Genomic DNA, 12,281 nt, shown 5'->3' on the forward strand with positions numbered 1-12,281 from the left:
CCTCAGGGCGTGTTGTTAGCTATCTGATATAGTTAGATCTATATCAGCATCAAAAGCTTTAGCTACTTCGGTTCTATTTTCATATGCAGATAATAGAGTAAAAATCGCGGTGACTTTGGAATAATTAACTACTTCATTTTCATGAGATAACAAATAACCGGCAATGACCTTAGGCTCGAAGTCTAAAAACATCAATTCATTTACTTCCCATGAATCATGTGCTTTTGCAGTGGAGTTGTAATCAAATATCACTGAGGATATATATTTCTTACCGAACCTCCTTAAATCAACATATCCAACTAAGTTCCATTCGTGATAATCACAATTGAATATACAGGATACAATCTTAATACTGCTTAATTCCTCGTTATCCAGGTTAATTCCAAATTCCTCCGATAAGGCTCGGCTGGCTGCAACTATTGGATTGAGCTTGCCATTAACGATATCTTTATCTATCATTCCCTCAACTGCACCACATATAATTTTATTTTCGTTAACGGCAGTAGAAGAGCCCCTTTTGACAAATACTAACTGATCATCTCCCGTTATAATCCCTATTAAAATTCCAAAACTATTACTAAAAAATGGTTCCATCGTGCTATGAGGTTCTGAAATGATATTGCTTCGCATATTATCATCTAAATCCAAAAATACAGAAGTCGCAGCTCTTTGATGTACATAACCTTTTGAATTATCTAACTCTACCCTGAATCTTTTTTCTTCACCTATAGGAGAGCGATCTATTTGAATCTTTTTAACAGATACTTTCTTTGCCCCTTCAAAAATTTCACCATTATTTTTCTTTGACTCCCAAATTTTAAACTTACGATTGAATTGTTCTTGGTATTCAGCGGGTATTATTTCATTTATATTTACTAATTCTGAGATCAAAAAACCTTTTGAGTATCCTTGTTGGTTATAATCTAAAACGTGTACGCTAGTACTAACTTTCCCAAAAGAAAACTTTTTTCCACTTTGATTTTTTCGCAACTTTTTGGCATTAGCTAAAAGCTTGATCTTTTCCTTTTGCTCTATGGACTTCTTTCTTCTTTCTTTTACCCATTCTTTAATATGAACACCAAAAGTATAACTAAAAATAAAATACAAAATACTTAATAGAAGACTTAGTATGGGATAAGTTTTGAAAATAGCGGCTAAAGAACTAGTGAATTCAGATAAGGTTTGAAGCTGACTAACAGACATGATTAAACTCCCTAGATAGCTAACGCCAACCTAAACCGCAGCGTGCTGGTGCAGGTTTTTGCGTCTTTTTTTTTTGCAAAAAATGCGACAGTGTTAGCTGTCGGATTTCAGGTTCTTGATACTCATTGAGCCTCCCCAGCATCGCGATTATTCGCTACGCTGAAAAGGCAACCAACCTTACAGGAGAAAGCTCAATGAACTTTTACAATAACATGCATCCATATTATTGTGGAATCGATTTACACGCGCGTTTACTTTACGTCTGTATCATTGATAATACAGGACTTATCCTTGTTCACAAGAAAATTAAAGATGACCCTGACGCACTTCTAAAACTACTTAAACCGTATGTCGGTGACATTGTGGTTGGCGTAGAATGCATGCACTGTTGGTATTGGGTCGCTGACTTTTGCAAAGAACACACTATCGACTTTATCCTTGGGCATGCTTTGTATATGAAAGCGATTCATGGCGGTAAAGCTAAAAACGATAAAATTGATTCACATAAAATTGCCAAACTTATTCGTGGTGGTAACTTTCCACTTGCTTATGTCTATGACAAAGATATGCGTGCTACGCGCGACTTATTACGCCGTAGAACCAAAATTGTTCGTCATGGTGCTGATTTAAAAGCCCATGTTGATAATACTGCCAGTCAGTACAATTTACCTGCGCATAATGTCAATTTAAAGAACGTCTGCGACAGAGAAAAGATGCGCTATTACTTTCCTGATCCCGTTGTACAGCGCTCTATTAATTTAAACATCGCTATACTCGATTGCTATCATAAGGAGCTTAAGCCTTTAGAGCATTACATTGAAAAAATGGCTAAGCAGCATAATCCTGTGCACCTTAATATCTTGCAAACAATTAATGGTATAGGCCGCATTCTAGCACTCACTATAATTTACGAAATTGGTGACATCAATCGCTTTTCAAGTGTACAAAAGTTCGCTTCATATAGTCGGTTAGTCAAATGCAAAGCAGAGTCTGCCGGCAAAACCTATGGCACCCAAGGTAATAAAATTGGCAATGCACATCTCAAATGGGCTTTCTCGGAAGCTGCCGTATTACTGCTGCGTCACAATCACAACGCCAATAAATACCTTGAAAAACTACAAAAACGAATGAGCAAAGCCAAAGCACTGTCAGCGCTTGCGCATAAGCTTGGTCGCTGTGTTTATTATATGCTTAAAAAAGAGACGGTATTCGATGAAGCAAAATTCTTAAAGAGTTAGTCACGGTACTGAGTGAGCTGAACATCTAACTGGATATAAGGCTGAGCATCAATCAATTGGGTGAGTTAATAACCAACAAAGTTTAACCTGATTATATGCCTACAGACCTAAGTCACTTGTCTTGATTAGACGCTCAGTACGCGTGCATTAATACAATAAACAAAGTCGCTTACACCTGACTTGAGCCTGAAACTAACTGGATCACAATGATGAAGCCAGCTGCCTTGTATAGTGCCATGATTAGGTTAACCGATGAATGTCTAGTGCCCCAGCAACCCCAAAAGGATATGGGAAAACCCTGGCTGCGATGAGATCGCAATAAGAGAGCCTCTATATGTGTTTGCCGTAAGCAACTTGCTTAACAGCCGCATCGACAGACGAAGTAAACGAATTTGTTTATTGATTTAGAATTGACCGTCAATTGATAAAAACGGTCAAAAAGAACACTAATGCCTATTGACAAAGTTAAGGCTCATATGTGTTATGTGCGTTAAACTTTACCACTTCTTATTCATAGATTGAAATGAACCACAGTCTGGGTTTGCCTTCTTCATATCACTTGACATTTTCTCTAATTGTTTCCCTGTGACAAGCTCCTTACTTTTTAAAAAAGCGCCAAAAAAATGTTCAATTTGTCCAGATACATAATCTGGACAATCTGTTATTTCACTTAGGTTAATACAGTCAACTTCATCAATTTTCGTTCCACACCAGACATCTTTGTTGTTAGGAACTATTTCAAAACATATTATTGCAAATGGAACTTTTATATAGACTAAAAATCGTTCCCAGTTGTCCCAAATTCTTGGTTCGGCACCAACAGATCTTTCATAGTAAAACCAATCAACCTTTGGAAGATCTAGTTTGGTCAGGACTTCACGGGTACACGGTATCAGGTGAGTACGAAATTTTTTAGATTTATCACCTTCAATCAACCTCTTAATATCATCAAGGAATTCTGGAAAACGATTAAATTCGCATTCCGTATATTGATTATCCTTTGGAAAGTAATAAGTATCTGCTAATACCCTCCATGCAATTACATATATACATTTTCTTGAAGATTCAGATATATCTAGCTTTTGAGGGCAAGGTTCTCTGTAGTTCGCAAGTTTTGAGAATGTTTCTTTTTTGAAACAGTTTTCAACTTCAGAAAATTCAACTTCACAATCATTACAAAGTAGAGGGGATTTTGGCCCATCTTGTTCGCGTTTATTTGGTTCATTTGTAGCCCGAATAAAACCTGTTGGAGATGTTTTCTTTAACCACTTGAAAATAAATGAAGGTATAATATGAGAGTTTTCAATCGCTTCATTTTTTTTACAGTATTTACATAATTCCATTTTTAATCCACGATATAGTCATAACTCATAAGCACATAACAAATATTGTTATATTACAATGATTTTATCCTAGCTATAAAATAAACACCTGTAAACAGTTAGTTAGCTTCGCCTTACCTTTTCTAAATGTAACAAAACCCCAAAATGGTGGAGATCAGTAATATCAGACAAATCGTTGTTTAGTTATACCCGTTGATTATTAATTAACAGGTTATATTTTAAATACCTGTGTTTAAACTAATAACGCGTTCACCCTTAAACTCGTAACTCGTTATTGCTTATAAAATTAGTTAAAAATCACAATCTACTTCTATTGAATCCTTATTAATTTTACTTCATATTAAATATTCTTATTTTTTACTTATTATACTGTTATGTCATTTTTAAAATTTAGCCAAGCACTTATTTTTACCCTTGCGAGTACCCTATCGCTTACAAGCCATGCGGCGCTTGATAAAAGTGAGCGTGAAATAGTAAAACAGGTCGATAAAAATATTCCCCAAGCACTTAAAGAAATAGAGCAAGCCGTAAATATTAATAGCGGTTCGCTTAATATTGAAGGTGTAAAAAAGGTGGGCGCTATTGCGAGCGAGCAACTAAAAGCCATTGGTTTTAAAGTAGAATGGCTGGATGGCAGTGCGTTTAACCGCGCAGGGCATGTATTAGCAACCCATGAGAGTAATGATCCCGATGCAATAAAAATACTGATGATCGGCCATCTAGATACAGTATTTGCCAAAAACGATAACTTTACTACCTACAAACAACTTGATGCCGATACAGCCAGTGGCCCAGGCGTTGCCGATATGAAAGGCGGTAACACGATAATAATTACCGCACTTAAAAGCTTACAAGCCCTTAATTTACTCGAAAATGTAAGCATAAAAGTGTTATTGACTGGCGATGAAGAAAGCAGCGGTCGCCCGCTTAGCTTATCTAAACAAGCTATTGTTGATGCGGCAATTTGGGCTGACGTAGCGCTTGGCTATGAAAATGGCGATAACAATATAAAAACAGCTATGGCGGCGCGCCGTGGTTATACCGGCTGGACGCTAAACGTAACGGCAAATGCAGCGCATTCGTCACAAATATTTAGCGAAAGCGTTGGTTATGGCGCTATTTACGAAGCATCACGCATTTTAAATGATTTTAGAGAGCAACTTGCCACGCAACCTAATTTAACGTTTAACCCGGGGCTTATTGTGGGCGGTACAAATGCCGACTACGACAGTGCTAATTCGTCAGCAACGGCATTTGGTAAAAGTAATGTAATAGCACAAACCGTGCATGTTGCAGGTGATTTACGCGCACTTTCGCCAAAGCAGGTAGAAAGCGCTAAAAGGGTTATGTTACAAATTGTGGCTAAAAACTTAGATGGCAGTAAAGCAGAGCTTATTTTTGAAGACGGTTACCCGCCAATGGCATTAACTGATGGCAATAAAAAGCTATTAGAATTATACAGCGACGCAAGCCACGACTTAGGCTTCAACAAAGTAGTAGCCGCCAATCCACGTAATGCAGGTGCGGCTGATATTTCGTTTGCGGCAAACCATGTTGATATGGCACTTGATGGTTTAGGCTTGATGGGCAGCGGTGCGCACACTAAAAACGAAACAGCCGATTTAACCAGCCTTGATAAAAACATTAAAAAAACGGCATTACTCATTTATAGATTAGGGCAGTTATAAACACCTTTAAATTGGTTCTAATCGGTTAGCCGCAACTTGCATTGCAAACTTTCGCAGTGCTTTAAGTTGCGGGCTTTCACTTTGCCAATAATGCCAATACAAGGGCGTATCAATATAATACTCTGGAAATAAGTCAACTAACTCCCCTTTTTGCAGGGAATCACCAAGCTGCAAAGTCGGCAATAAACCATAGCCTAGGCCTGCAATCATGGCTTGTTTAAATCCTTCTGATGAGGGATATATATGTATATACTCTGGCGTTGAGCCGTTAATATCGGCTAAAAACTGGTGCTGTAGCTTGTCATATTCACTAAAAACTAAACAAGGTACCTGCGCCAATTGCGTAAGCGAAGTGAGGTTATGCTGTTTAATAAAGTCAGGACTCGCAATTGCCTTGTAACGTATAGCGCCTAATGGGCTCGCTAACCCGCCATTTACAGGCTCAGAAGATGAGCTAATACATACCATTACCTCGCCGTCTTTCATTCTTTTATGGGCGATAGATTGATCCTCTGAGATCACTTCAAATCTAAATTTACAATCAGATTCTGTATCTAGCACGGCTAGCGCTTCTGGCAACCATGTGGCTAGTGAATCAGCATTGGCAGCCAACTTTACACTAAGAGGTGTGTTTAAACTGGAGTGCTCGTTAAGTGCATCTACGTTTAAAGCAACTTCTAACTGCAGGACTTGTTGTAAATGATTAAGTAAACGCTTGCCAAGAGCGGTTGGGCGCGGTGGCTGCGTCCTAATTATTACAGGCTCTCCAAGTTTGGCTTCAAGTTGATGAATACGCCGACTTACTGCCGATTGCGTAATAAATAGCTTTTTAGAGGCTTTTTCAAACCCGCCTTCACTAATAACCGCCGACAGTGCATTGAGTAGTTGATAATCAATCATGAGTTTTACGCATATAACCCTAAATATATTCATTGGATTTGTAACAGAATTACCAATACCCTGCAAGGCATTGAATAGTTGAGTAGATTTATAGTATGTCGTTTTTATCGGGTGTGATGCTGGGGCTAAGTTTAATTATTGCCATTGGCGCGCAAAATATTTGGATTTTAAGCCAATGCATGGCTGGCGCTAATCGATTGATTTTAGCCACGGTATGCATTATTTGCGACGCGACTCTTATTTTAATAGGTGTATTTGCAGCAAATGAATTACAGCAGTTATTACCAGGATTACTGCCTTGGTTAACATGGGGCGGTATTGCGATGCTATTGTACTTAGCGTATGGATCTGCAATGCGAGCGATTAAAGGGACTTCGGGTTTAAAAATAAGCCAAGTAGAAAAAGTAAGCTGGTGGAGTACTGCCCTTTCGGCCTTTGCAATCAGTTTGCTAAATCCACATGTGTATTTAGATACCGTGTTATTACTTGGCAATATTGGCGCTTTACAACCAAACCCAATGCATTTTGCACTTGGCGCTTGTGTTGGGTCACTAATTTGGTTCAGCACTTTAGTGCTTTTTGCTCCTAAACTTAAAAGCATATTAAGCTCATCATTAAGATGGCGAATATTTGATACCACAATTGCAGTTATATTATGTTTTGTGGCGTTTGGGCTTTATAACGTACCTAGCCAATAATAAAAAAGCAGCGACTTTTAACAAGCGCTGCTTTAGTTTTATCTGCTCATGCTAATACATTTTTACTGCTAGCCTTAAGTTTATAAGTTAAGACATTATTTTAAACAATAAATCTCTAACTGTTGCAGGCTCAAATGGTTTATCACAAATGGCATCAACGCCAGCTTGAGCAATATTGGCTAAGTGAGTGTCGTTTGCTTCTGAACTCACCATTAAAATAGGGATATGTGAGTAGGTGTTTGACCCTCTGACGGTTTCGGTTAGCTCTTTGCCATCCATTTCAGGCATATTATAATCAGTAACAATCAAATCGAATGACTGTGTATTTAATTGTTCGATGGCTTGTTTGCCATCTTCAGCTTCTACTGGTGCTGGGATCCCCATCCCCGCAAGTACGCGAATAATGTGTTTACGCGCAAAGCGACTGTCATCAACTACAAGTACACGTAATAAAGTAATATCAAAGTGTTCAAGCTCAACTTCTTCTTCACTAATAATATCTAAAGTAGCTTTAAGTGCGCGCGTTATAGCTTCAGCACTAAATGGTTTAGGCAAAATAGCTAATACACCCGACTGCCTTAACTGCTCTAAGTACTTTTTGTTACGCTCACTTGACACCAACATAAATGCTTGGTTTTCTGTTATTGGATTTGATCTGATTTTTTGTAGTAAGGAGTCAGCGGTACCGTCTGAAAAGTACATACTACTAATAACTAAATCAGGCTGGTAACTATTAAGCATTGTTAGTGCTTGTTCTTGCGATGTTGCTTTTTCAACCTGCTTTACACCACACTGAGTCAGTGATTTTATAATAAGCTTTTGTTGAACATCTGAAGGCTCTACTAATAATATTGATAAGTTTGCTATTGCTGTTAAATCACTCATTTACATCTCTTCAGTGTTGTTATATTTACAGTATGACGATTAATGTATAAGTTAAGATTATAGATCAACAATGTACAAGCGAAGGAGAAATACTTTATAAAATTGTAAAATAAATATAAATAGCGTATTTATCACACATAATCACCAACTTAATTTAGCTATTTTGAATATACTCAAGCGCAGTCATTTTTTTATAACTCACATTGGGGTGTAAAATATGAGCTGGTTCGGGGTCTACAACTTCAATGGGAATGTTGTAATCACGCGCTATTTCTATCGCCATTTGCGTAATATTAACGCTAAACGAAGTCCCCATAAATACAATTTTATCGGCATTACTCATGCGTTTTTGCGCTTCGCTAATTCTATAAAGCTCGGTGTAATACTCATCAAACAATAAAACAAAGGGTTTAAAAGAATAATTAAGCTCAGGTGATCGGTTTTTAATATTAAACACTTCAAATAAGGAGTCGTGCAGGCAGCTTTCATCTACCTTTTCCCACGGAGCGGCAAACGGGGTTACATCATCGCCTTGATGGTGAAATAGCGTCATTTGATCGAGCCTGCCGTGTATCGCTATGTAATTTTTGTTACCCGCTTTGCCATCAAGCCCATCTATGTTTTGAGTAATTAGGTTTTTGTCACTTAGCCAATGGTGTACGTCGTTTGGGCCATGGTTGCGATACGTTGCAAAGCGATGGTAATACCATGCTAAAAACTCTTTTGGGGCGTTTTGGTACATTGCGCGCGTTGCCATTTCCATAGGTGTATAATTTTTACTGCCGATGGTCCAATAACCATCCTCCCCTCTAAAGGTTGGAATACCGCTGGCTGCGCTTACTCCTGCTCCTGTAATGTAAAGAGTGTTCACTTTTCAGCCTCGTAACCCAGTACGTTAGTACTTACTTGCTGTTTATTGTCAATACCGCCAATTCGATATAAAACCCCATTGTGTTCAAGTAAACCACGGTGATCCATACTCTTTACCTCAACCGGTGATAAAACCTGCCATCCATTTTTTTCGATATTAAAGCGCCAAACATGATCACTTGCTGGTGCAGGTTTACCGTCGTAGCCTATTGCGCTGTAATTATATGGATTGTTAGAACCTGCCAGCATATAAATATTGCTATTATAGCTGGTGGCTGCCATTCGATAGTGGGCGGAACCTGTTGGATGTGGCAATGTGCGCCAATCTATTTTTTGTGGATTAGTTGAATCTATTGTACCTTTTAAGCACTGTGCTACGCCTGCAAACGAGCGACGCGAATCAGGATTGGCTTGTGTTTTAACGCCATCACACACAACAATTGTATTGCCGCTAATTGCTGCCGCTTGACCAAATACGGGATCACCTAAAAATGGTGAGGCTTGCTCCCATGTATTATTTCGCGTGTCGTATACTTGTACTAAATTTACGTTGCCGTCGTTATGCCAACCGCTAATTAAGTAAATGTAACGCGCTTTGTAGCTCAGCGCTACGCTATCATCTACAGGCACTGGCATATTGGCTAAAGGAGTATAGGTATCTTTTATTACGTCGTACCTATATACGTCGGGGCTTGAAACTTCAGTATGATCCTCTGCAACTGTATAGCCGCCAAACACATAGGCGTATTCACCTAAACCGACTGCGGTACTTGCTAAGCGCCCTTTTAATGGCAAGCTTGAAGGCACACCAGTTTTAGATTGCCACTGTGAATCGCCAACTTTAAGCGCCCACACTTTGTTATGCACTGACGAGTACTGTTTATCGCGGCCTAATCCCATAAAACTTAAAAAATAAGGCTGATTTTTAATAATAACTTTAGCCACAGCATTATTTGCAACAGGCTCAGGTAAAGCAGGAAGACTTGCTAACGCAAGCGAAAAAAGAAGGCTCATAAGACAAATAATTTAATAAGGATTAATACTCTCAGATTAAATTATTTTGCCCTTAGGAGCCAGCGCTTAGCATCTAAATAATCAAATGCTTTAAACTTAATATAAGTTAATAAGCAACACTGATACGTTGGTTTAAGTGTGCAGCTTTTTGTGCTTCGTCAACTAATGCTATTGCATAATCAGTGACTGATACTTTGCTTTCACCAGCTTCATTTGTAAAAAACTGATCTCCGCCAATACGATAAGAACCTTCACTTTCACCAGGATAAATTACTGCAGCAGGGCTTACAAAAGTCCACGAAGCAGAACTAGTCGTCGTTTTAAATACATTTAATGCTTCACCTTGTGCGAGTGCTTCATCTTTGTAATCTGCAGGGAATTCAGGTGTTGATACAAGTGTTACCCCAGGTGCAACCTCTAAGCTACCCGCACCACCTACCCAAATCAAACGTGTGCTTGTTCCATTTAAAGCTGTTAATAAACGCTCTGCGGTTTGTGCAACTAATTCATGATTACCTACTGCACGTCCCCCCACTGAAGCAATAAGTACATCTATACCTTTAAGTACTGAAGCAATATTATCTTGGCTTTGTAAATCAAATACGCGAACGACAGTTGTATTATCTGTTATTTTCGCTGCGTCACGTACAATGCTGACCACTTCTAAACCGCGCTTAGTTGCTTGTTGTACGATTGTGCTGCCAATCCAGCCTGTTGCGCCTAAAACTGCTACTTTCATTATCTGTATCCTATTATTGAGTTAATGAAGTTAGTTTACTTGCACGCTTTTAAGTGATAAACACACTGTTAAGATACATATTAGTTCATAATAAGTTACTAATGGATAAAATTACTGCAATTACAAGCTTTGTAGAAGTTGCCCGCTGTGGCAGCTTTACTAAATCTGCTGAGCACTTAAATCTAAGCCGCTTACAAATTACTCGTCACGTACAAGAAATAGAACAGTGGTTATCGTTGAGATTATTTCATCGCACAACACGTAAAGTAAGTTTAACTATTCAAGGTGAAGAAGCATTAATTTACTGCCAACAAATACTCAGTACAGTCTCTGATTTAAAAAGTCGTGCTCATAGCCATAATAATGAACTAGTTGGTACAATCAGAATTGCATCACCTATTGGGCTGGGTCAAAATTTATTATTTGAAAGAGTGGAGCAATTTTTACAACTACACCCCAAAACAAATGTTCAGCTTGTACTTTCGGATAACTTATCACAGTTGGTAGACGAACGTGTTGATGTGGCACTGCGCTATATTGAACAACCTGAAGATCAACATATTGCCCGTAAACTAATGCATATTGATGGTGTGTTATGTGCCTCAGCAAACTACTTAGCTGAGTCGCCCCCCTTAATTAAACCTCAGGACTTACTAAATCATAATTGCCTAGTGCACAGTAGTGCGACAAAATGGCGAATAATATCGGCAACAAATGATCAAAAAGTTGCAATTAAGGGGAATTTGCAATCAAACGAAATGGGCATTTTAGTTAAAGCGGCAATTAGGGGGATGGGAATTGCTAATATTCCTTGCGATTTAGCAAATAAACACTTAAAAAATGGCGAGCTAGTAGAAGTCTTGCCGCATTATTATTCACCTGGCCATAGCCTATGGGCGGTGTACCTATCACGAAGTTATCAGCAAACGTTAGTACGTACATTTATTGATTTTTTAGCACTCAATTGGCAACAAGATATTAAAAAAAGTAGTTCAGCATAGACATTAAATTAATAAAAATGACTACATAACTTTAGCAACATTTTCGCCTTTAATTTTGTACATAGCTTGATCGGCATACTTAATGAGTTGATGATCAGTTTGTCCATCATTAGGGTAATTGGCAATACCAATACTAGGAGAGATATTGAGACTTAATTCATCCAATTGAAATTCAGCCTTAAATTGAGCTAAAATTTTACGCCTAATAACAACACTTTCGGTTGGTGACTTTAAATTATCTAAAATAATTAAAAACTCATCCCCACCTAAACGCCCTACAGTGTCATATTCCCTCATTACATTCGACAGCCTCTGTGCAATGCTATGCAACAACTTATCACCAACGTTATGACCATAAGTATCATTTACAGCTTTAAAGCCATTTATATCAATAAACAGTAGTGAAAAAAATAGATTATCTCGGTGAGCTTTTACAATTACTTTTTGCAATCGATCCATTAATAACGAACGGTTTGGTAAACCCGTTAATGCATCATGCCCTGCCATGTAATAAAGCTGCTCTTCCATCTCTTTTCGCTCGGTAATATCGTGAGCCACTGCAATTCTTACTTGATGTTCTTCAGACCAGCGAACAGACCATAGTATGTGGACTAATTGTCCATCTTTTCTGAGCCAACGATTTTCAAAACGAGGGTTTATTAACTCTCCTGATAAAAGCGAAGGGTAATCCCCCCATTTTTA

The 12,281-nt window shown here is 38.3% G+C and carries 12 protein-coding genes; 4 read left to right on the forward strand and 8 right to left on the reverse strand.

Annotated elements, in window-relative coordinates; translation table 11 throughout:
• Window positions 1-15: 15 nt before the first annotated feature.
• Window positions 16-1,203 (reverse strand): hypothetical protein, encoded by a 1,188-nt coding sequence (locus tag DO88_RS01470; RefSeq protein ID WP_007379091.1) that lies wholly within the window; start codon window positions 1,201-1,203, stop codon window positions 16-18.
• 194 nt (window positions 1,204-1,397) lie between these two features.
• Here DO88_RS01470 and DO88_RS01465 point away from each other — a divergent pair, with 194 nt between their 5' ends.
• On the forward strand, window positions 1,398-2,441 hold the full coding sequence (locus DO88_RS01465) for an IS110 family transposase (protein WP_033023924.1): 1,044 nt from the start codon (window positions 1,398-1,400) through the stop codon (window positions 2,439-2,441).
• 497 nt (window positions 2,442-2,938) lie between these two features.
• Here DO88_RS01465 and DO88_RS01460 read toward each other — a convergent pair whose 3' ends face one another.
• Window positions 2,939-3,784, reverse strand: coding sequence for a hypothetical protein (locus DO88_RS01460; RefSeq protein ID WP_007379087.1), 846 nt, complete (start codon window positions 3,782-3,784; stop codon window positions 2,939-2,941).
• Between the two features lie 374 nt (window positions 3,785-4,158).
• On the opposite strand from DO88_RS01460, the gene DO88_RS01455 reads away from it, so the two are divergent.
• Entirely contained in the window at window positions 4,159-5,472 is a 1,314-nt protein-coding gene (locus DO88_RS01455; RefSeq protein WP_033040920.1) for a M20/M25/M40 family metallo-hydrolase, read from the forward strand.
• A gap of 6 nt (window positions 5,473-5,478) precedes the next feature.
• Here DO88_RS01455 and DO88_RS01450 read toward each other — a convergent pair whose 3' ends face one another.
• Entirely contained in the window at window positions 5,479-6,372 is an 894-nt protein-coding gene (locus DO88_RS01450) for a LysR family transcriptional regulator ArgP (protein ID WP_007379089.1), read from the reverse strand.
• A gap of 95 nt (window positions 6,373-6,467) precedes the next feature.
• On the opposite strand from DO88_RS01450, the gene DO88_RS01445 reads away from it, so the two are divergent.
• Window positions 6,468-7,070, forward strand: coding sequence for a LysE/ArgO family amino acid transporter (locus tag DO88_RS01445; protein ID WP_033040922.1), 603 nt, complete (start codon window positions 6,468-6,470; stop codon window positions 7,068-7,070).
• An 87-nt stretch (window positions 7,071-7,157) separates the two neighbouring features.
• Here DO88_RS01445 and DO88_RS01440 read toward each other — a convergent pair whose 3' ends face one another.
• The 4 genes from DO88_RS01440 to DO88_RS01425 all read right to left on the reverse strand — a co-directional run bounded on the left by DO88_RS01440 (window position 7,158) and on the right by DO88_RS01425 (window position 10,578).
• Complete coding sequence (locus tag DO88_RS01440) at window positions 7,158-7,955, reverse strand: response regulator transcription factor (RefSeq protein WP_033040924.1); 798 nt, start codon at window positions 7,953-7,955, stop codon at window positions 7,158-7,160.
• A gap of 154 nt (window positions 7,956-8,109) precedes the next feature.
• Window positions 8,110-8,826 (reverse strand): SIR2 family NAD-dependent protein deacylase, encoded by a 717-nt coding sequence (locus tag DO88_RS01435; RefSeq protein ID WP_033040926.1) that lies wholly within the window; start codon window positions 8,824-8,826, stop codon window positions 8,110-8,112.
• Window positions 8,823-9,839: a Kelch repeat-containing protein gene (locus tag DO88_RS01430; RefSeq protein ID WP_033040927.1), complete on the reverse strand. Its 1,017-nt coding sequence runs from the start codon at window positions 9,837-9,839 to the stop codon at window positions 8,823-8,825. Before DO88_RS01430 ends, DO88_RS01435 begins: the two co-directional genes overlap by 4 nt.
• 106 nt (window positions 9,840-9,945) lie before the next feature.
• A complete protein-coding gene (locus tag DO88_RS01425) occupies window positions 9,946-10,578 on the reverse strand; it encodes an NAD(P)-dependent oxidoreductase (protein ID WP_033040928.1) in 633 nt (210 codons plus the stop codon).
• 101 nt (window positions 10,579-10,679) lie between these two features.
• Here DO88_RS01425 and DO88_RS01420 point away from each other — a divergent pair, with 101 nt between their 5' ends.
• Window positions 10,680-11,579, forward strand: a complete 900-nt coding sequence (locus DO88_RS01420; protein WP_033030828.1) for a LysR family transcriptional regulator — start codon at window positions 10,680-10,682, stop codon at window positions 11,577-11,579.
• A 21-nt stretch (window positions 11,580-11,600) separates the two neighbouring features.
• Here the strand turns inward: DO88_RS01420 and DO88_RS01415 are convergent, their stop codons facing one another.
• Window positions 11,601-12,239: a sensor domain-containing diguanylate cyclase gene (locus DO88_RS01415; protein ID WP_269634990.1), complete on the reverse strand. Its 639-nt coding sequence runs from the start codon at window positions 12,237-12,239 to the stop codon at window positions 11,601-11,603.
• Window positions 12,240-12,281: the final 42 nt, after the last annotated feature.

The organism is Pseudoalteromonas sp. S3431 (genome assembly GCF_000690035.1).
GTDB classification, from domain to species: Bacteria; Pseudomonadota; Gammaproteobacteria; order Enterobacterales; family Alteromonadaceae; genus Pseudoalteromonas; species Pseudoalteromonas fuliginea.